The following is a 20464-nucleotide window of genomic DNA, read 5'->3' on the forward strand; positions in this document are numbered from 1 at the left end:
ATCATGCACCTCCTGCAAATTGACTCAATGGAATATCTTCTATTTGTGCAAGTGTTTTCTTTTCATGTATGTCTTTTATCAGCAGGTAAGAGTACAACAGATAGACTTCTAAATGTGCCGGGATAATCTCACGCAATGCTTTCTGAACGTCTGCTACATTCTCTGGCACCCCTAAATTAGAGTTGAATTTAACGGATATTCCTCCGTCTACTGGTTTCACATCCACTTGACCGTTATACCAGGACTCTGCTGTTCTCTTAATTAACTCTATCGTGACTGTTCCAACTCCACGATGTTTAGCTAATACAACAGAGCGTCGTTCTTCCAGTGGCTTGTTCATATTAATAGGGATTCCATACATGACTTCCCACTTAATTAACTTTTCACTGTCAGCAGTCAAAATAGAGCGGCTGTCTACATAACGAAAAAACTCCACAGCAAATAGCGCCAGTTCATCTGCCGCTCGGTCGTGAAGATTCTTCATTTCTTTAATATCTTGCCAGAATGGTTGAATAGCGAACCTTAGCCGCTCACGGATTTCCTCTCTAGAGAACATTCAAATTCACGCTCCCTAGCACTGGAACCGAACCAGCTGGGATAACGATGTTTCCCGTGCCGCTATTTAAGGTGAAGTTTGATATATCTTCGACTCCGTATACATCCAATAAGAGGTTTTGCAGGCGCACAATCCGGACAATTCTCTCTTCATCAAATCCTGGTGCTCCTTCTGTTTCCCCTGTAGCAAGCTCTTGTAAATAAGCTGTTACGGCCGCTGTGTACTCGGTTTGAACGTCCATTCCATTGGTTTGAACATCCGCTGTGATGCTGATTGGGATTTCTGTTGCTGCTTCTACTGTAATAGGATCTGTTTCACTTCCGATCACTGGCCGCACGCTGTCGATGTATGTTTTGACCTCGGCTACTTTTTCAGGAGTAGGCGCATCGTAGTTTGAGGACAGCACAATCACTTTAACGGTGTTTGGACCATTCCACACCGGAATCACATAAGCATCTAAGATGCCAGGTACTTCCGTTGCCCATTGATGATAGTGATTCGGATTGCCGCTTGTGGCTGGTCTGCGCCGATTGTTCAGAAACCTTGTCGCTAGTTCATCATCGGATTCTTCATCAAATCCTCCTTCGGTAGCTGTTGGGTTTGTAACAGTCAGAACATCCGCTAAATCGCCTACAACGCCGGTAATTGCATTGGCTGATACATTCCCGTCTGCCCCTTCGTAAACGGCTGTAATCGGCACGCTAACGCCTTCTGAAGTAGCAATCACATCTACATCTGTCGCAAACAGAACATTCAATGTGGCAGGCGCAAATACTTGTGTTCCAGCTGGTACAGGAGTCGATTCTGCGGCATATAAAAATACTCCGCCGGTTGCTTTTCCTCCTGGCTTTCTTGTTTCTCCCCACGAGACAATCCAGTTATCTAGCTTTACTCCTGACATAGTGATCTCGCCTGCTTCATTTACAATGAAATCTTCATCTTCTTGGGCTGTTTTCTCTGCATAGAGCAATGCTAACTCGTCTGCAATAGCAGATGCGGCTATATAAGTAGGTGTCCCTTCTCGTGTATCAATGTCTGAAGGAGTGTTATCAAGCATGTTTGTCAGTATTTGAGAAGCTAAACTATCATCCATTGTATAGATCATTGACCAATCACCACGCTTTCTTCCTGCCCATTGATGACAATATCAATGAACGCTTTCTTTCCTTTGAAATCAACAGCAATCTGAACGTTTTCCAAGTCCTCATGCTGTTCCGCTAATTCCTGAATCCCTCGTACAATTTCTCCCTCTATCACTTCTCTAGGGAGCTGCTGTTCAATCAATCTTTCGAAATAAGCACCAAACTCTTCAAAAATCGGATGCTCATACTTTTCTGTCATACAGCCGATTTTCAGCCATTGCACCGCCTTATCTTGTCCGGTGATTCTTTGAGAGGTCCAACGCCCTGTTTCAAAATCTACAAAGAAGTCAGATTCACCATAAGTTGGATCAGCCTCTTCATTTTCGAGGGATTGAATGTCTATTTCGATGAGTTGTATATTCTCTGGAACGAGTGCCATGCTTATCCCTCCTTGCTCAGAATAAAGCCAGTTAGTTTATTGCCTGAGTCATCATAAATCACTTGAACTCGATCATCTATTTCCAATGAGTTATCAATCATAATACTTACTTCTCTATGCTCCATTGTGTCTTGAAAAATAATGTGAGCTGGATAATAAGCTGACTGCAAATGATCCGGTACTATAAGGGAGGTAGTTTCGAGCCCGTTTCCGTCCAATTTCACCTTTACTGGTGATATACCTGTGACTGTGCCGGTTGCTAGTTTTACATCCTTGTTGTAACCTTGATCTTTCATCAGCTTCGCAAAGTCTGTGAACGGATCGCTTTTTTCTCTTGGTACGTGTCTCATACTCTCCCTCCTTATAGCACCCGATTGATTTGCATGAAGTGTTTGCCCCAAGTTTTATTCGTGCTTGGTAAAAATCCATGTTCTTTACAGCCAGACGATGCCAAGCTCACACAGTAACCTGGTTTAGTCACAATACCGACGTGACTAACAGCATTTGCCCCGCGGGATTTGATAGTACCTTTGAAAAAGACTAAATCCCCAGGCTGTGCTGCAGATGTAGCAATTTTTTTGCCTTTCGTTATCTGAGTCATTGTTCCATGACCTAAGTCCACACCGATTTGTTTAAAAATATAATAAACGAAACCGGAGCAATCACCTTTCCCAGAAGGGATGTTCTTTCCACCCCAATCATATTTCAATTTCCCTTTATAACTTCTTGCAAGTTCCACAACCTTGTCCCTCTTTGGATCGCCGGTCTTTCCGCCTTTTCCGCCTTTTGAACGCTGATCCAGTTTCTTTTGCCACGCCGCTTTAATACTGCTCCACTTTGCCGCTTTCGCTCGGGCATCTGCTGCACCTTTACCCTTCTCAAGTATGGCTACTTCTACATTACGACGCCCAAATCTGGATGTGTTTGTTCGCCCTTCAATAAGAACATCCACTCGTTTCCCGCCGTTTTCGTTTCGGATCGCTCCTCCGGTGTCTTCTGCTAAATACAGACCCGTAAACTCCGGCATAGTTGGCACGTTAATGTGAACAATGGAACCATAAGGGATAACCTTCGGCGCTACAGCAATGGTACGTTTATAGGCCCATTTTGTTCCTGTAGCTGTCTTGGAGTAATCACCACTGCCGTTAATGCCTCCTAAGCGCGGATCATAAGCGGTGCCAATAAAGCCGGACATATAAGAAATGTTGTCTATTTTGCTGTCTAAATCAGCAGAACCGCCGCTTTCTGTCTTATCTTCATCTGGTTTTTCATACGGCACAAACTCCGGATTATATGACTTGGATAGTTCTAGCTGCATCGTACCGTAGCCGTTTTGTCCGCTATGAGAATGAGCAGTGACAAAGTAATAATCATTCATACCCGTCATTTCATCGTAAGCTTCAATAAGCGTACCGGCTGAAATGTTGTAATCGGCTAACGCTTCAACAGATACATGATCAGACGGCTTTTTCATCTCATCCAGAAATCCTTGCGCAATCGCAGAAAGACCGCCGGAACCGTACACATCTTGTGTATGTTCCACAGCGGTCAAGGTCCCGTATTTCTTTTTAGCAGCGGCATCCACTTTCACTACTCGGGTGTTTCTTTGTGATTCGCCGCTTGTCATGATGACTTGTGTTTTCACTTCTTCAATAGATACTTCCCGGGAAGAGCCAATCAGGTTTCTCCCGCGCTCAATAATCATGCGGTTTGGTGACATGGTGACTTCTCGTAAAGACAGCTTTCCATACTCAGAACGGATGTTGTACCGCTTCTTCGTGCGTAGGTAGGTTTCCGTGAGCACCGTTTGGATAATCTCCCAAAGTGTTTTCTCGATGAATTCCAGCTCCGCAAACACGTAGCCGGTCTTATCCATGTAATTGACACCCACATCAGCCAGCCTGCAAACCTCTGCGATAATTTGATCGGCTCGCATGTTTTTAAAGGAACGAGTGATTTCATTCTGCTGTAGGTACCAATTGTAATCATGGACCCGTAATTGCTCTGTTCCATCGCCGTTAATGGTACGAGCAGCAATGACACCCCTGAATAACTCTGTCGGCTTCGGGAAGCCTTTACCCTCTGGATACTCCAGCATCACTTTTACCATGTAGCCCTCTTCATACGGGAGCCAGCGGCGGTCATTCTTTAATTGCTTGTTGTAGGTTGTGATTTCAAACGTTTCACAAGCAATGTTAATGTCACCGCTCCATTCATGTCCTGTTACAAACTCTGTAAAATCATAACGATAATCCGGTGTATATAAATAAAAATGAAGCGTGGGCTTCATGCGTTCATCAAGCTCTTGATATACCCGCTGTAAAGCCATGGCCCACCGTTGCCAAAACTTATAAAAATCAATAAGCTATGTTTGGTTCTTGCTTCTTTGTGCCTGCTTTTGCCGAAGCTACTTGCATTTGGTGTAGCACTCCACAAGCGTAAATTCCGGTACAACGAACCGTACACATTAACAGTATCATGTTAGTGATTAAACTGTTAATTGTCCCATCTTAGCTAAATTCAAAGCGGCATTTAAATCCCTGTCTATTTCCAACCCACATTCACATGAGTATTTACGATCGGAAAGTTTTAAATCTTTCTTGATCGTTCCGCACGATGAACATGTTTTTGAAGAGGGATAAAAGCGGTCAACTTGTATGAACTCAATTCCGTACTTTTCGCATTTGTATTTCATTTGTCGGATAAATTCATACAACTTCTGCTTTTGGATTGCTTTAGATAGGTAGCGATTTTTCATTATTCCAATCACATTTAAATCTTCCATTACAACTCTGCAAGGTTTGGTTTTCACAATTGCATTCGTTGCTTGGTGGATGTGATTTTCTCGAATATTTTTTAATCGCCTGTGGAGGAACCGTATTTGCTTTTCGATTTTTATAATATTGCGAGTTTTGACGTAACGGTTTCCCTCCTTCCCCATTTCGTATTTGCGAGAAACTCTTCTTTGCAACCTCAGAAGACGTTTTTCGATTTTCTTTACTTTCTGTCTTTTATTTATATTTTCAATTACTATTCCGTTTGAACAAACAGCTAAATCTTTGATTCCTAAGTCGATGCCGATGACTTGTTTTGTGAGATTTTCTTTAACTGTTTCTTGTTCAATTCCAACAGATAGATACCAATACTTCCCGTCAAATGTAATTCGAGGGTTAGTATACTTAACATCCATCGGAATTTTTTCTTTTACTTTCATCCATCCTACCTTTTCTATCAAAACCAATTGCTCTTTTACTTTAATTTTCGCTGTGTCATTATAAAAAGAATTTTTGTTTTCCTTTTTGCTTTTGAATTTTGGTTTCTTAGCTAAACCTTTAAAAAACTTTTCATAGGCATTACATGCATCCTTAACGGCTTGTTTCGCTACATTATTCGATACATCCGCAATCCAGGAGTACTCTTTTGTTTTCTTTAGTTCTGTGATTTGCTTTCTCAAGACTCCATTAGAAATAAATTTTCCTCCCGCTTTACGGTTCGCCTCTTGCGTATTGATAACCCAGTTATAAACCCATCGCGCTGTCCCTACGGATTTCCAAAGTTGTTTTTCTTGCTCTTTTGTAGGAATAATCCTCACTTTTTTCGCTAATATCATGTCGTCACCTCCTTATTTATATTATACATTCAACTACATTCAATTGCAACTTATTGAATTGTATAATATAATCTCTCTGAGGTGATGCAATATGAGCGAAAATCGTGGATTAAAAACAAGAAAAGCTTTGTCGAACGCTGTAAAGATCGAGCTTTATGAGCAACTTAAACAACTTTCGGACGAAACTAAGATACCTATGTCTAAATTGTTAGATGAAGCTATAGAAGATTTACTGGTTAAAAGAAAGCCTGCTAAATAATAGCAGGCTTTTAATTTTTCGAAGAAACTTTTATCATCCCTGTCCCCACCTCCTTCGGCGTAGCTGTCACGCCTGTACCTACTGTTTTCTTTGCTGGAATAGTTAGCTTCTGACCAGGAAAGATATTGTACTTTGCCTTAATCTTCGCTTTTTTGTTAGCTGCATCAATCAGTTTTTTATTAGCGTTGTAGACAGTCACGTAATCCGCCGTGCCATAGTAAACCTTTGCAATGCCACTTAATGTTTCACCTTTTTTCACCGTATGCACTGCTGGTAACTTAGGCTGTGGCTTCTTGCTTGTTGACGGTGCTGGCTTAGCCGGAGTCTTTCCATTGCTCTTTTTAATCGCCACTTTTCGGAATGTTGGCGGCTTGTAATTCACAAACTCTACCGTAAACCATACATCCCCAATGTGACCGGCCCGCTCGTTGTCATAGTTTAATTGAGTAATCACCACAGAACGATTAAGCCCTCCTGCTTTGGAATAGAGCTGCAGAGGGACTTCTTTATCACACCATTCACGGAGCTTGCCGATGGATAGCGACGGTATTTTATAGGTGCCAGGTGCATTGACCACATAAGACGGATCATAATGATCAGGGAAGAAAGATTCCAGTGTAAAGCGGTCTAATTTCGAACCGCCAAACACCGTCCGCTCTCCTGCGCCGAGTATTTCAATCACTTCTGCCTTGCCTCCAACTTCTGTTGGAAAGCTTTCTGGAGGCACAGGAAAAACGACGTTGGATGATGAATTGCCGATCTCCCACGCCGATACATAGATTGGTTTTCTCATTACGCACCACCTGCACTAATGACATGCTGGATTTGTTGAACCAGTTCTCGCGCCATTTGTTTTGTTGTTTTCTGCGCTCCGTTGATTGTGATACCGCCGTTAATGGTGATATGCTGTTTTGTTGGAGCGGCTGTTCCTGTATTCTTTGTAGTGGATGCGCTAGCCTTTTTGCCGTCAAAGGCAGAAGTATCAAGTACCGGCCGTTTGCCATTAGACCTTAATACCCCGAGTTTGCGTAGTGTTTCTGATTGTTGAGCTGTTAATACCGCTTCATCACGGTGAAGGTTTGCAGGGAAATTGTCAAACGGCACTCGTTCTAGTCCTGTTGCAAACCCTGGTCTACCAGGATCCGCAATTGTTCTAGGAACAAAGCGAGGTTGACGAGTCAGTGGCATCGGTTTAACTTTCTTAGGTTTATGGTTCTTATTCCCCTTCGGCCTTTGTTCTCCCCAACTAACCTTACCTACTTCACCGATGTTTACACCTGGTATCTTATTCATCCAATTAATCAAACTGTTGATCTTTTCTATAATCGGATTGATAGCCGCTGCTGCTGCACGTTGCATAGCAGACCACACATTCTCCCATACTGAACGGGTTTTATCCCATCCACTAGCTAACTCTGCTGCTGTTCCGACCAATAGTTTAATAGGGGTTAAGGCAATACCTACAACGCCCTCAGCTTCTTTAAGTTTGTTCCATAGTTGGATTGTTTTCTCTTTAACTGTATCCCAATTACGATACAAAAGAATACCTGCAGCAACAAGCGCAGCAATCCCTGCAACAACCCATGTGACCGGATTGGCTAACATAGCAGTATTTAGCCCCATTTGAGCAAGCGTCATAAGAAGTGTTCCTGCTCTCCACGCTTCAATTAACCGGGTAACAGTTCCGATAATAGTCATTCCGATCATAACCGCCTTAAAAGTAAGAATGGCAGTAGTTACGCCGATAATTCCTTCTTTTAATGGCCCCCACACTTTCATAAACTTATCAAAAGCAGCAGGGATTTTTTCAGCTAATTCAGTGGCTTTTTCAATAATGCTGCCTAAAGCTGGCTGCAACTTATCATAAATAGATATAGCAGCTTCGGACATAACCGATTTGAAGATTTCCCACTTACCAGCAACATTATCAAGTTGTTTTTCCGCCATTTTAGCTGCTGCACCATCAGCATTTTCGAGCTCTGTTGTTAATCCTTGCAGTTCCTTGGAACCGGCTTTTAATAAGATAGCCCAATGCTTGAATGATTCTACACCGAATATCTTTTTCAGCGCTCCGAGTCTTTCTTTCGTCGTCAAGCCATCGAGCTTTTCTTCTAATTCAGCAATCATTTCTGGTAGCGACATCATTTCGCCTTTCGCGTCAAAAAATGAGATTCCAAGGTCCTCCATCTTTTCACGTGCTGATTTGGCCGGTTCTGCTAAACGAGCTAATGAAGAAGCGAAGGCTTGTCCAGCGATCGTACCTTTCAAACCTGCGTTTGCTAGCACCATTTGAGAAGCAGCTGTTTGTTCTAAACTCCATCCAATCGTATCAGCCATAGGAGCGATATACTTCATAGCCTCTCCCATTTGCTCAACGTTGGTGTTTGCGTTGGCTTGTGCATAGGCGAATACATCAGCGGAATGAGTGGCTTTGTCTGCACTCAAACCGAAGGCTGTCATCACATCAGATGTAATGTCTGCAGCCCTATCAAGTTCCATTGCACCAGCAGCCGCTAAGTTCAACATACCTGGCATAGCTGAAATAACTTGGTTGGTTTTCCAACCAGCCATCGCCAAGTACTCCATACCTTCTCCTGCTTGAGTAGCTGTATATTTTGTCTCTTTGCCAAGCTCTCGGGCTGTTTCGGTCAGTTTTTGTAGTTGCTTATCAGTGGCACCACTAAGAGCGCCTACACGACTCATTTGTTTTTCAAACGCCATGCCCGTACCAATGATGCCTCCACCGGCAGCAAGAGCACCTGCAGGAGCACCAATAGCAAGCCCTATCTTTCCTAAAGCTCCAATGGCATCGAAACGGCTCTTTAATTGTTCAGCTTGCCTGTTTACTATTCTTAACTGTTGGCTAGATTGCCTTAAGCTGTCTCGTAAGTTATCAGACTGACGTCTAGAATCACGCAGGTTGTCGCTTAAGCGCCTGTCTGGCCTTGGCGGTCTAACTCTTGATGTTGAATCCGAAAGACGCTGCGCATTACGTTGTGCGTCTCTGAATGAGGATGATAGGCGACGGGTTGACTGAGTAGAGCGGTTGACGTTTTGCGTCACTTTGTTGATAGTCTGTCCTGCTTTCGCCGCCATTTGATTCATTTCACGAAACTGCCGGTTGATTCTCTCAACCTGCTTAAACATCTTTTTCATTTCGTTTGAGCTTTTTTTCACTACAGGAGAAAAACTATCCTGTAGCTTAAATACCGCTCTTAAATCGAAAGCCATGCCGTCACCTACCTTTTATCACCACTATTTTTTCTTACTTCTTCTATTTCTTCAGCCTCTAATATAAGAGAAGCGACCAATGTGCGACGGCGTAATGGATCCATTGTTAAGAAGTCTATAATGTCGTATTTATTCTTGGTGTTTATCCTAACGTTGTGTGCCATTCGCATCATATAGTCGCTTTTCATTAGTTTTTTAGCTCTTCCACCTTTTCAATTTCTTCTTCCTCTGATGAACCGGAGATTTCATTAATGGTCTCAAGAATTTTGTTAATCTCGGCAATTGTGAACATACGACTTATAGCTTCATTTGTATCCTTGAGACCGTTTGCTTTGAGGGTTTCTTTATCTCGTAGGTTAATAGGTTGCCCGTCAATCGCGACAATGTGAGAGGCCATCCAAGCGGTCGTATATTCTTCTTGAAGGAACTTAGTCTTGCCACCACCTAAAACAATCGTGTGTTCTTTAGTCAGTAGTTTTTGTTCGTCCCAAGTAAGGGAAGCTAATTCAATCTCTTTCCCTACACGCGGGAAGTACTCTTTCTTGCGTCTGCGTACATCCTTTTGTAACCATTCACCTAAAATCGCTTGACTCATATTGTTTTCCTCCTTGTTTTAAACAATAAAAGAGCTAGCACTTTACCAGCCCTTCACTTCATAAAAGAAGAGTGTGATTATAGATCCTTCACACTCTCCAAAATTTCGTAATCTTCTGCTGTAAATTCAAAATCATGTTCAATAACTGCTCCGTGTTCAGCAATAAACACCGGCCAAGATGTAAATTTAATGCCTGTGACTTCCACTTTGTATGGACCACGAGCGGCTGGGTCTTCATTGACCATCGTCATATTAGTAACAAGCGGAGGAACAGACGGGTCTTTCGCTGCAGATAACCGCTCGATGAATTCAGAGCCATATTGTGACCCTTTCATAGACCCTGTAATTTCGAATCCCACAAACTTTTTACCTGCATTTAATTTGCCGGATTGCGGAACGTCATCATACTTCGCTTCCACTTTTACTTCGATTCCGTGGAATTGAGCCAGCCACCGTCCGTTTTCATATATTTTTGCATATGTGCCGGAAAAGGCTTCATGAGCTTGGTTTGGATTGGTCATTGCTTATTACCTCCTTGCGACACCGTGATATAGAATTCCTCCATTGTTTCAAGGTCAGTAGCAACCACATCTACAATGACTTGTTGTTTTTGAGGTCCTGGGAGGACTTTCAGCGACCAATCTGAATCAATGACTTCTCTATCTTGGTATAGCTGCATATATTTTGATTTCAGGTTCCCTTCCGCTGACAATCGTTGATTTGGACCATTCGGAACCTTACCAATGAACACTTCTTCCAAATAGAATTTAATGTCACGGGTAAACGCCTGTTTAAATGCTAGATTTTTAAGTGAGGTACCAGCAGTTGTAACCCCTCTAACAAGGCGCACCTTACGCCCGTTGTATTCGAATACCATTGCTCCTTTGGATAACGCCTCAACGATCTGGGCGTTTGTCAGACGAACAGACACATCCGTTGCTCCTTCTACCTCTGCATATGTGAGAGATTGAGAGAGTGGCGTGGATGCAAACTTGCCAGCGAGCCAGTTAGCCGCTTCCCAAGACTTCCAAGTTACATCACCAAATACTGGCGCATTGATTGCAGTAGCCACCAGTTCACTTTTATCAGCAGCAGCCCGAGCAATCCCTGCTGTTGTGTCTGTGTCATCATCTACGCCATAAAAAACAGGCAAATACCGTTCCTCTGTTGCTTGTTTTGTCGCCCAATCCTTCCAACTTGTTACGGCTGTAGTATCGAGCGGATGATCAAATGACACGCCTTCAAAGAAACGCAAAGAAAGCGCCGTTTGGGCGCCTGTATAGTCGTATTCTGTTGCTGGTTCTTCTGGAGCTTTCAATGTGTATACAATTACTTTACTAGCCCCACCCGTAAACGCCCGTCGAATATCATCTATTTTCGATATTCCAATGACATTCTTGGCTTCTGTTAAATTAGTAAACTCATAAGCCTTACCCGGCGTAGCAGTAGCATTGTAATCTTTCTTCACAATCGCCACCGCTCCGTCCGATCCTTCAATGGCTTCTTCAACTACTTGATTGAAGTTGAACCAAGCGCCCGGCCGGCCTTTATCCATGTTTGTAAATGACATCATCTAACCTCCTTGTTAAATGCAATTTCCTGCATCGCTTCAAACCGCTCAACCGACAAGACATCACTTGTCACGGTTTCTAATTTGCAGAGAATATAATTTAAGTCGCTTTCGTTTTCGTTCATCGGGCTTGGATTGAACGCCTGAATGCGGATATATCGCATCGTTTGTTCATCCATGAAGGGAATAGTGATGCCATGCACAAACGCTCGACGGAGTTTATCTGCACCTTCTACCACTCTTGCTGCGTGACTGTGAAAATAAATCACATCCCACGTAGTGACGATGCGTGTCTGAATGCCATTGATCGTTCTTTCCTCTGGCACAGGATTCATCATCACTAATAGGTCACTCCGAGGAGTTTTTGGAAGGTTTAAGAGCGCTATCTCTGTTGTAGGTAACACCTGCTTACAAAACAGCTCTAGCGCGTCTAATAACGTCAGTGTTTTCATGCAATCACCATCCTTTCCCTCTCATTTTTTGTATGATTGTCCGCTCCACGGTTTCGAGAGAGCGGTCAGGATCGTTCGTTACTTTCAGCCATTCAAGAGATTTACCTGGCTTCTTTGGACGATAACCTTTCTTGCTACCGACTTCATGCTGATAATAGGCATAATTAAAATTGGTGCTCGAATAGGAGTTTGAGATTAACGCACCTTCCATTTGAGCCCGGTTTATTTCAGTTTCTATTTTGTTTTTTAGGTTACCAGTATCTATAGGAGCTACTTTCTTTGCTTCCATCATCCATTCCTGGAGAGCGGCATGCATTCCATCTACAGCGGCGTTTTTCAACTCATAAGGCAGCCTGTTTAACTCCCGCATGGATTCTCCGTAATTCTTAAGCTCAATCATCAGCAATACACCTTCGTATACACTGTTTTTCCGTCTAATCCACGCTTCGGTTCATAACTAAGCGGCAGGCGGGTGAATACATCACCATTTTCATTGATATAGGTGATCTTATCGTCATAGCCCACCTTTACCAGCCCTTTCAATAGAAAGTGCATGTTGCTGATGACTTCTTTGCCCAGCTGGTTCTTTACTTCCTCGATCTTATCCGTCACTCTTGCTTGATACTCAACAGGCGGATCATAAATGGTCTCTCCATACTTGTCCTCTCCCGCTTTGTGTTCGATTCGGATTGTTTGATTCGTGATAATCATATTAACCGACCTACATAAGCACCGGGATTCAACTGTTTAGCAAGGAGCGCAAGTATATCCGGACAGACGCCGGGATAATTCGCCCACCATGATTGATAGGTAGCAGAGTCAGAACCAGCAAAAGTGACAGATACATCTTCAAGCGAATAAGATTTGACACCTTTCTTCTGCAGCTGGTCGATAGCCGACAGATCACCGTCATTGCTTTTCAACGCACACATCACCTGCATGGCGATAATCTTGGTTGTAATAAGCGGTTCTGCAATGTAAGTGACAAGCAATTCATGAGCGGTAAATACTACCTTCTCCCGCTCTGCTTGGTCTAGCGCTGTATAAGCTTCTGTATAAGCGAGTTTGTGCAAGTAATCATCGACCTCTTGAAAGCTGTACATTACTCGTCACCTTCTTTATTCCGTTGCTTCCGCTGTTTCGGCTGCTCCTTTTTCTCGACTAGTTCACCTAAAGACTCTGCTTGTTGAGCGGTTAAATCCACTTCTTCGCCAATAGGAATGATTTTGCCGTTATGAAGAAGAGTTGTTTTTGCGATATACATGTTCTAACCTCCTTTACAAAAAGAAAAAGAGCCCGTTTAAAGGCTCTTACAGTACGTTTAAATGTACGATTGCTTGCGGTCGAGTCAATGCAGGGAACGCCGCTTCACCAATGATGATTCCTTGCCCCGGAGGGTTTGTGAAGATTTCTGGTTGAACAAACTTGCCAGGCTCATAATTATTTTCAACTGTTGGACCCAAGAAAGTTTTTCCGATGTCAGTACCGATCAAAACAATTCTTCCATCTGGTAACAAAGGTTTCTCAACGCCATTTTCAACAATCACGTCATCATTAATGGCGTATGGTGGCAACCCCAGAGAAGTAATCACATTCTGCATTTGTTGACTAGTAACAAGACGCCCTTTGTTCGCTTCTCCGTTAATCTGTATAGAGATTTGCTCGTTTTGAAGCAAGAGTGCCTCTGTAGCGGATGTCATGTGCATGACAATAGGTTTTTTACGGTTGTTTTTGGATTGGAATTGCTTAACCGCCGCTTGCAGATCAGATAAAGGTTTTGCTGTCGCTTGGTCCCACTTGGTTGTAACTGTGATTTTGTTGCCAGCAGGGATATCGAAAACAACATCAATTTTAACGTCATTTTCTTTGTCTTCGTAATGCAGCTCTCCTTCGTAAATAGCGGCCGCTCGAAGAGATTCTTCCCGGTCATCTACACCTTCTGATAATCGGTCCGTCATGTTATATACGTATTCAATGACTTGGGCGCGCTCTGCATCTGAACGAGGGCGGTTGAATTTCAACAGTTCATACTCGTCAAGTTTTTCTTCGTGTTGGATTTTCGCAATCTCCCCGTACACACGAGCAAGTGTTGGCTTGTCACGCAAAGGAGCGGAAGCATTCCAGCCTGTGATGCTGGCAGCTTCTGCATATGCACCATCAATCACGTTGTAAGCAAATTGCATGTCGTATGTCCGCTCGATCGGCAAAATGTTTTTCAGTAAATACTCACGAGCCGGAGGGATATTCTGCACATATCCTGTCAATTGTTCTTTTCCGAATTCATCTAAATGTAATGGCATATTCTCTACCTCTTCCCTTTGTTAGTTTAATTAAATATCGAATGTTAAACGGCCTTTTGTAGCCGCTTTGAAGTTATCCGTTACACCTGTACACTTGGACTCGATAGGATGCCCACCCATCACACCGCCGACAACAGGATTTACACCAGCAATGACTTTTACATCATGGGATGTTAAGCAAGCAGCAAGCATTGTTTCTGGTGTATCTGCTTGAACAGGCTCAAATAAGCCGCTCGTTTCGTTTTTAAATACCGCTGTCCCTGCTTTTACATATTGACCGGCTGTAAATTTAGAAGCATCCAGCGTTAAGCCAGCAGTCTTAAATTCCATGCCGACAGTGTTTCGTAAAAATTCCTTTTGACCGATAATCGTGTCACGTTGTGGCTGTAAATTCATTTATTTTTCCTCCTTTTGGTGTCGCTCTAAGGCTCTTTGTTTTCCTGCTTCATAAGCATCCTTTGGTTTTGGATTGTTTCCACGTTGCCCGCTGCCTGGTGTGTATCCACTTGGCTTTGGCGGTTCTGCTTCTCCTTCAAACAGATAACCGTCAGACTCCCTCAACTTGTTCAGCTGGTCATCTAAACCAAGAAGCTTATCGCCATCCAGCTTAATGGCATCCGTATCCAACAAAGCTTTCACAGCGAGCGGATTGCGTGCCTTTGCGCTCATGAGTGCGCGGTCTAACGCATAGTCATAGGTTTGTTTCTGCAGCTTCTGCTCGTACTCAGCGGCTTTCGCTTGGTTTGCTTGTTTCAACGCCTCAATTTGCGCTTTCAACTCATCGTTTCCAGTTGCTTTTCCGCTTAACTCCTCCAGCTGCGTATCACGGTCTTTCAGTTGATCTTTCAACGATTTCACTTCTGTTTGAGCGGTTTGTAGCTCCTCTTTAGTTGTGTTCACTGTCTTCCCGTGTTCAGCCATAATGGAATTGATAGCTTCCTCTTCTAGTCCCAAACCTTTTAAAAATTCTCTATTCATTTGTTTCATTACCTCCTACATTTTTTAACGATGTATTGTCACCGATTGGATTACACACGTAACGCCTGTGCGGTCGATCCACAGCTTTTAGAGTCATCATGGATTGGACATAAAAAATAGCCGCTATCTTAGCGACTTCACAAAGCTTCTATGCACTCGTTCACCATGATTCATTTCCCTTGACCACATTCTCAAGAAAGCGGATTGTTGTTGTTGAAGCAATTGAATAATTGGTTTCATGTGTGTGAGCCTACGTCAGTATATTTCTGAATGTTCTTCACTAGTTCCCGCGCAATTTCTTCGGGGGATTTGTGGTTGCAGGTGCAGTTGATTGTAATGTTCATCGGTTTATCCGGAAATGCTTGGAGCGGCTGATTCTTAATTTTATCGAACTGTTCCATTTGCTCACTAGTTAGGACGACTTCTCCTGTGTGAAGTTTCTCCGTAAAGCGTTCTGGATTCTTTTCTACAAAGCGAGCACCAGCATATCGAATATCTTTACCAACATAGTCACGAATAGCTTCATAGTCAACCCAAACTTCCGCTCTTTGATGCCCTATGCTCTCCCAATCCCACCTAATAAAGTTGCGAACATCTCTCTTTTTCAGATCTGACTTTATATCCTCAATTTCCTTTTGCATCTGCTCATATTCTTCGAGCGGCATAGTGATTGTTTTAGTCATTTCTTTTCCTCCCACACCGGATTAGTTTTGAATCGTTCCCAGCGGTTGTTTTCTATAAAGTAATCATGACCTAACTGTTCGAATATCTTGTCTAGCATACCGTCATTCTGGAATACGATCTCACCCTCGTTGAAGTTGGCATTAATGGCTGTTATCAACTCTTCTCTTGTTAGAGCCTTCATTCATCTCCCTCCACCCAATCATCAAAGTCAACGCTATCCGATATGCTGATGATCTTTAAGTAACAGCGGCAGTTGCAATCTTCGGACGGCATACCAAATAGGCGCGGGGCTCTTGCTCTCGCGCCTGCTACATAAAAATAGCCCTCTTCATCTGATTTCTGGCCATGTAAATATCGGTGTGACGGGCGTGTTCTTGCATCCCTCAAAGCACACCATTGGGTTTGTATTCGTACACCCTTTTTCTTAGCCTTTTCAATGGTTTTTATTTGAGCCAACGACTGCATCCGTCCCGTTTCATGCTTCACAATATTCTTGATCCGCTTCTTATCCGAGCCGATAACTTCTTCCACTCGTTTCATGAGCTGGTCCTGTGTTTCACCTTTCTTCCAACCTTCCTGAAAAGAGCGGCGCAGCTGTTTGAGTGTTTTTCTTCGGTTGTAGGTCATCGTTTTGTTGAGCGGATACCCCTTCTTCATTTGCTCCTGGATTGTTTTCTCTGCCAGTTCCCGACCAAGTTCCCAGCCGACTACCTTTGAGTATTCCTCCATGTACCGCCCATAGGCATGTTTAAAGCCGCCTAGTGCTTTGTTTAACACCAATTCTTTTACTTGGCTGTAATGACTCGCAAGAGTGGTTGAAATGGACTGGAAGAACTTTTTCTTGCGATTCCGCTGGTTCATTTCACGATTAGATAAGATGCCGTCTTTTGCATAGGAGCGATAGGTTTTATATACCTGGATAGAGAGAGCAGCAAGGAGAGCGGCTGCAAGTGCTTTTGCTTCGGGTGAGTTTTGATCTTCTTCCAGTTCATCTTGTAAGCGTTCGTTGTCGATCATAGCTATTCACCATCTTGCCACTCGGACAGTGGCACAAATTCAGCTATCCCCTCAGTCCACCAGATAGCATAGCGTTCATTTGTCATGCCGTCGATTACATAAAAGAACTTCTCTTTTTCTCTTTCTTCGTCAACCTCATGAATATCGCCATTACAGCTCCATCCACCTCTGACCTTGTCATTCAACATGAAATAGTAATCGAAATCAGCACCACCGCCCATTATTTGACCAGTTTCCATGATCTTTACTGCTTCTTCATAGTTATAGTACCGGGTCACCTTCATCCCCTCCATCATCCGGGTAAGGATTATCGTCAATTTCATCCTCTGCTTTGATCCGCTCTATTTCTTCCTGTATCCAGTCATCAGCGGCATGAGGGTGAATGGCTTTGATTGTTGTTTCAAGCGATTGTATGCCATCTGTGTAAGCTTTGGAATTCTCTTCTAATAGTTCCTGTCTGCTGATTGGCACCATAGCCTTTGTGTGAATCTCTGGACGCTCAATGAGCACCGCTGGATTATCTTGATTGGCTAACCATAAGCAGTTTTCAATCAGGTTTTGCAGGAAGTAGACATATTCCTTTTGAACCTGCTCCGCTTTCGTCAGAGAGACAAACAAGTCGTAAAACTTCGCTATCCCCGACTGAGCGGCTTGTTTGCTTCCTTCACCTAAATAGAAGTCCACTGCTTTTTCAGATGTGCTGGTTTCCATGAGCATGAGTTTCATTAAGTCTTTCACCCATGTAAGATCACCAATCTTGGTTACATCAATTTGAATGATCTCCATGGCCTTCCCTTCGTCATCAAAGGTGACAACTTCTAAATCTCTGTGATCGATCCTGCTTTCGCCGCCTGGACCGTATCTTTGTAGAGCGGCATCCTGTAAAGCTGTGAAGATTTCTTTTGATACAGCAATACGCGGCTTTCCATTCCGCTCAAATGTGATAGCATTACGAGTTAATGTCCAGTTAATTTCATCCTGTTTTCCCTCTTGATTTTTCAAACACGAACGACCGAGCGGATTCATGAATGTTTTCTCATTGGCCCAATACTCTACAAAAGGGCGGGATCTGCCTTCAAATGTTCTGTCCAGCAATTCGATGCCGAGCAGTCTCTTTGCTGTCATTTCATCTACTGGAGTTAATTGGTCGCCACTCTTCGGCAGGCTATACAGACGGTTGGACGTGAGTAAGTTCCCTTCTTCCACCCGTTCTCTGTACACATGTAAGTACCGGTCACCGTCGAATTCCCGCTCATACACTAGGTCTACGCCTTTTCCGTCATCATGAGGAAAGTAGACATCACGCTGTTTGAAATCAATCCGGATTCCGTCGTCATCCATCCATGGAACACCAACTAAACCGCCGTCTAATTGTTGCTGCACGATGTTTGTCCAATGCTCAAAGGTGAGGTTTGAATTTTTAACAATCTGCTCGATTAATTCCTGCTGCAGATCATACACCGTGTTGTTCGCTTCATCACCTTCTGGCCCGTCTATCAATCCGGCCGTTTCCTTGTTCATTGCTGCTAATTGTTCCTCTTTTGTATTCAAAGAAGAGTTAATCTGTCCAATAGAGCGGCTAACCAGCATAGCAGGAATTTCAGGGATTAACCGTGAGATATTCGCCATGATGTAAGGAGTCTGCACATTCTGTGCTTTCTGTGGTCCTTCCATAATGTTGTCCACGATTTCTCCTTTACTAATCAATTCCTTTGCTCTGGAGAATATTTGTGCATGGTTCCCCTCGTATAAATCCCGATAAAAAAAGACGTTCCCATGAACGTCCGTAATCGTGTTCTTATTCCATTCTTTCTTCTCCCAATTGATCATGATTTTATCACCTACCTTAAAATTCTTTATCCTATCTTTACATTTCTTTTAGACAAGTGTCGTATTGAATTAATATTGAATCCTTATACTAATAATCAGGTAGGATAGCACGCGTGGCTATCATGGTATTCGGCGAAGGTGGGGCCGGTACTTTTTTTTACCAAGCGTTGACTCCGCTGATAAATGCCCGCTTATTGCTCATTTCACCTTCCAATGCATAACGCAGAGCATCTATAATGTGATTGTCTTTATCCTCTAGCTTCGGCTTAGGATTGCCGTCACGATCCGTTTGATAGTCAATGTTTTCAAACTCACGAGCGGCATTTGGTGTGCGGTTTGGATCAATCACAATGGCTTCTAAATCATCTAGCCACTTTTCACCATGTTCTACTGAGCCTGGACCTTTCTTTGCTCCGGTTGCCCGTCGAATGCCATGTTCACTCTTCAGCTCGTTAATGGACTTTGGTTCCGCTGAGTCACAAACCACTTCAAAGTCTGTGTATCCCTTCTTTTTAATCCACTCAGCCGCTTCTCTGTTGGATAGTTTCACTTGATAGAGTTCATCCATCAGGTACAAAGTACGCCGCTTTCTGTCGTAATGACAGCGAACAAAAGCGAGCGGATCAGTAGCATACCCAAAGTCCATTCCTTGTTTGATGTTATCAAAGTGGTTATATTCTTCATCGGTAATTTTCCTGAATTCAAGGTTGCTGAACGGAACAACACCGCTTCCGATTGGTTCGCCAAGGTATTCCCAGCGGTACTTAAATTCGTTACGTCGCTTGGCTTCCTCTGCTTCTTCGATAAACTCATCTGCGATAAACGGGTTATCTCGGTAATCTGAATGAAGCACGAAAGTGTTATCTGGCAGCATAGAGGTTTCAAACCGCTTGTTTACCCAAGACTGCTTTCTTTTCGGTGGGTTATAGGTGAAATGAACTTTGTATTTTAAGCCGCCATCCAACTTTCCACGCAAGATAGAGTTAATAATCGTTGTCACTTCATCCTCTGTCTTAAATTCCGCTAGTTCCTCTATCCATAGCAGAGTCAGCGGAAACTTAGGAGACTTGATTGACTTGATACGAGCAGGATCTTGAGCACCCCTGAATAATATTTCATTCCCTCTAGGTAAGAACGTCAATTTGAGCGGCGACTTATTCGCTTTCCATAGATGACTAACTTGCAATTGATCGATTGCCCATAGAAGCTGCGAGTACACCGATCCTTCCAACGTATTGTCTACCTTACGAATAGCCAGTGCGTTAATCGGCTTCTCCATCATATCGAGAATAATATCCATCGCCACATCAGATGATTTGCCGCTCCCCCGACCGCCTTTATTCACGTAGTAAAGATATTTCTGTTGTTTACTCGCTTTCAAGAACGAGCGGAACTTAGGAGGAAACAGCTTTACTGGATTAATCACTTTCTCCATCTTCATCACCAAAATTGTATTCAAACTTCACTGTTGCTTCACCGCTGACCTCTTGCTTGTCTGTCCACATTGCATAGCGCTTACCTAACAGTTCAGCAGCTTTAATTCTTTCTTTGGCTGACACATCTATATCATCAATCGTTTGAGCTCCTTCACCTACGCCGCGGAGAACCTCTTCCTGGTGCTCTCCCCTCATAACGCTGGTTAGATAAGCTAATATCTCATCTTGTTTAGCGATCCGCTTTTCGTCCTTCTCTGCAATTCGTTTGTCTATATATGCACGAATGTTATCATTTGCTATCAAACGAGCAGAATTCGCCCTTGCTCCTTTCTCCCCATATCCAGCGCGCTTATACGATTCAGTAGCATTACCTGTCTCGATATAGTAATCAGCAAACCGCTTCTGTTTCTCTGTCAGTTTCACAT

Annotated in this window: 27 protein-coding genes; 1 reads left to right on the forward strand and 26 read right to left on the reverse strand. The window is 43.3% G+C overall.

Translation table 11 applies throughout. The annotated features are described in order from the left end of the window. Position 1: 1 nt before the first annotated feature. The 6 genes from MKZ02_RS19900 to MKZ02_RS19925 all read right to left on the reverse strand — a co-directional run bounded on the left by MKZ02_RS19900 (position 2) and on the right by MKZ02_RS19925 (position 5687). The gene (locus MKZ02_RS19900; RefSeq protein WP_340855716.1) at positions 2-556 is read right to left on the reverse strand and encodes a putative phage tail protein; all 555 of its coding nucleotides are present in this window, start codon (positions 554-556) and stop codon (positions 2-4) included. Then, entirely contained in the window at positions 546-1661 is a 1116-nt protein-coding gene (locus tag MKZ02_RS19905) for a baseplate J/gp47 family protein (RefSeq protein ID WP_340855718.1), read from the reverse strand. The genes MKZ02_RS19900 and MKZ02_RS19905 overlap by 11 nt, the downstream gene beginning before the upstream one ends. Next, positions 1658-2077, reverse strand: coding sequence for a DUF2634 domain-containing protein (locus tag MKZ02_RS19910; protein ID WP_340855719.1), 420 nt, complete (start codon positions 2075-2077; stop codon positions 1658-1660). Before MKZ02_RS19910 ends, MKZ02_RS19905 begins: the two co-directional genes overlap by 4 nt. A 2-nt stretch (positions 2078-2079) precedes the next feature. Further along, positions 2080-2427, reverse strand: coding sequence for a DUF2577 family protein (locus tag MKZ02_RS19915; protein ID WP_340855721.1), 348 nt, complete (start codon positions 2425-2427; stop codon positions 2080-2082). A gap of 11 nt (positions 2428-2438) precedes the next feature. Continuing rightward, positions 2439-4406, reverse strand: coding sequence for an XkdQ/YqbQ family protein (locus MKZ02_RS19920; protein ID WP_340855724.1), 1968 nt, complete (start codon positions 4404-4406; stop codon positions 2439-2441). A 159-nt stretch (positions 4407-4565) separates the two neighbouring features. Then, positions 4566-5687, reverse strand: coding sequence for an RNA-guided endonuclease InsQ/TnpB family protein (locus tag MKZ02_RS19925; protein WP_340855726.1), 1122 nt, complete (start codon positions 5685-5687; stop codon positions 4566-4568). 91 nt (positions 5688-5778) lie between these two features. Here MKZ02_RS19925 and MKZ02_RS19930 point away from each other — a divergent pair, with 91 nt between their 5' ends. After that, the gene (locus MKZ02_RS19930; RefSeq protein ID WP_340855728.1) at positions 5779-5946 is read left to right on the forward strand and encodes a ribbon-helix-helix domain-containing protein; all 168 of its coding nucleotides are present in this window, start codon (positions 5779-5781) and stop codon (positions 5944-5946) included. Positions 5947-5956: 10 nt separating this feature from the next. Here MKZ02_RS19930 and MKZ02_RS19935 read toward each other — a convergent pair whose 3' ends face one another. The 20 genes from MKZ02_RS19935 to MKZ02_RS20030 all read right to left on the reverse strand — a co-directional run bounded on the left by MKZ02_RS19935 (position 5957) and on the right by MKZ02_RS20030 (position 20462). Next, positions 5957-6739, reverse strand: a complete 783-nt coding sequence (locus MKZ02_RS19935) for a LysM peptidoglycan-binding domain-containing protein (protein ID WP_340855731.1) — start codon at positions 6737-6739, stop codon at positions 5957-5959. Then, complete coding sequence (locus MKZ02_RS19940) at positions 6739-9177, reverse strand: phage tail tape measure protein (RefSeq protein WP_340855734.1); 2439 nt, start codon at positions 9175-9177, stop codon at positions 6739-6741. The genes MKZ02_RS19935 and MKZ02_RS19940 overlap by 1 nt, the downstream gene beginning before the upstream one ends. A 187-nt stretch (positions 9178-9364) precedes the next feature. Beyond that, positions 9365-9772, reverse strand: a complete 408-nt coding sequence (locus MKZ02_RS19945) for a phage tail assembly chaperone (RefSeq protein WP_340855735.1) — start codon at positions 9770-9772, stop codon at positions 9365-9367. A gap of 77 nt (positions 9773-9849) precedes the next feature. After that, entirely contained in the window at positions 9850-10293 is a 444-nt protein-coding gene (locus MKZ02_RS19950) for a phage tail tube protein (protein ID WP_340855737.1), read from the reverse strand. After that, a complete protein-coding gene (locus tag MKZ02_RS19955; protein ID WP_340855738.1) occupies positions 10290-11342 on the reverse strand; it encodes a phage tail sheath subtilisin-like domain-containing protein in 1053 nt (350 codons plus the stop codon). Before MKZ02_RS19955 ends, MKZ02_RS19950 begins: the two co-directional genes overlap by 4 nt. Further along, a complete protein-coding gene (locus MKZ02_RS19960; protein ID WP_340855740.1) occupies positions 11342-11794 on the reverse strand; it encodes a hypothetical protein in 453 nt (150 codons plus the stop codon). Before MKZ02_RS19960 ends, MKZ02_RS19955 begins: the two co-directional genes overlap by 1 nt. A gap of 4 nt (positions 11795-11798) precedes the next feature. Further along, positions 11799-12194 (reverse strand): HK97 gp10 family phage protein, encoded by a 396-nt coding sequence (locus MKZ02_RS19965; protein WP_340855741.1) that lies wholly within the window; start codon positions 12192-12194, stop codon positions 11799-11801. Beyond that, the gene (locus tag MKZ02_RS19970) at positions 12194-12505 is read right to left on the reverse strand and encodes a hypothetical protein (protein ID WP_340855742.1); all 312 of its coding nucleotides are present in this window, start codon (positions 12503-12505) and stop codon (positions 12194-12196) included. The genes MKZ02_RS19965 and MKZ02_RS19970 overlap by 1 nt, the downstream gene beginning before the upstream one ends. Further along, positions 12502-12897 (reverse strand): hypothetical protein, encoded by a 396-nt coding sequence (locus tag MKZ02_RS19975; RefSeq protein ID WP_340855743.1) that lies wholly within the window; start codon positions 12895-12897, stop codon positions 12502-12504. The genes MKZ02_RS19970 and MKZ02_RS19975 overlap by 4 nt, the downstream gene beginning before the upstream one ends. Beyond that, positions 12897-13058, reverse strand: a complete 162-nt coding sequence (locus MKZ02_RS19980) for a DUF7210 family protein (protein WP_340855744.1) — start codon at positions 13056-13058, stop codon at positions 12897-12899. Before MKZ02_RS19980 ends, MKZ02_RS19975 begins: the two co-directional genes overlap by 1 nt. 46 nt (positions 13059-13104) lie before the next feature. Further along, positions 13105-14094 (reverse strand): major capsid protein, encoded by a 990-nt coding sequence (locus tag MKZ02_RS19985; protein WP_340855745.1) that lies wholly within the window; start codon positions 14092-14094, stop codon positions 13105-13107. 30 nt (positions 14095-14124) lie between these two features. After that, positions 14125-14490, reverse strand: coding sequence for a hypothetical protein (locus MKZ02_RS19990; RefSeq protein WP_340855747.1), 366 nt, complete (start codon positions 14488-14490; stop codon positions 14125-14127). Then, positions 14491-15072 (reverse strand): phage scaffolding protein, encoded by a 582-nt coding sequence (locus tag MKZ02_RS19995; protein ID WP_223661710.1) that lies wholly within the window; start codon positions 15070-15072, stop codon positions 14491-14493. Positions 15073-15308: 236 nt separating this feature from the next. After that, positions 15309-15755, reverse strand: coding sequence for a hypothetical protein (locus tag MKZ02_RS20000; protein ID WP_340855751.1), 447 nt, complete (start codon positions 15753-15755; stop codon positions 15309-15311). Beyond that, a complete protein-coding gene (locus tag MKZ02_RS20005) occupies positions 15752-15937 on the reverse strand; it encodes a hypothetical protein (RefSeq protein ID WP_340855753.1) in 186 nt (61 codons plus the stop codon). The genes MKZ02_RS20000 and MKZ02_RS20005 overlap by 4 nt, the downstream gene beginning before the upstream one ends. Continuing rightward, a complete protein-coding gene (locus tag MKZ02_RS20010) occupies positions 15934-16773 on the reverse strand; it encodes a phage minor head protein (protein WP_340855755.1) in 840 nt (279 codons plus the stop codon). Before MKZ02_RS20010 ends, MKZ02_RS20005 begins: the two co-directional genes overlap by 4 nt. Before the next feature lie 2 nt (positions 16774-16775). Continuing rightward, complete coding sequence (locus MKZ02_RS20015) at positions 16776-17051, reverse strand: hypothetical protein (RefSeq protein WP_340855756.1); 276 nt, start codon at positions 17049-17051, stop codon at positions 16776-16778. Then, a complete protein-coding gene (locus MKZ02_RS20020) occupies positions 17035-18603 on the reverse strand; it encodes a hypothetical protein (protein ID WP_340855758.1) in 1569 nt (522 codons plus the stop codon). Before MKZ02_RS20020 ends, MKZ02_RS20015 begins: the two co-directional genes overlap by 17 nt. Positions 18604-18760: 157 nt before the next feature. Beyond that, complete coding sequence (locus MKZ02_RS20025) at positions 18761-20038, reverse strand: PBSX family phage terminase large subunit (protein ID WP_340855759.1); 1278 nt, start codon at positions 20036-20038, stop codon at positions 18761-18763. After that, a complete protein-coding gene (locus MKZ02_RS20030; RefSeq protein WP_340855761.1) occupies positions 20022-20462 on the reverse strand; it encodes a terminase small subunit in 441 nt (146 codons plus the stop codon). The genes MKZ02_RS20025 and MKZ02_RS20030 overlap by 17 nt, the downstream gene beginning before the upstream one ends. Positions 20463-20464 lie beyond the last annotated feature (2 nt).

Origin of the sequence: Pseudobacillus sp. FSL P4-0506 (genome assembly GCF_038003025.1) — a bacterium.
In the GTDB taxonomy this organism is placed as follows: Bacteria; Bacillota; Bacilli; order Bacillales; family Domibacillaceae; genus Pseudobacillus.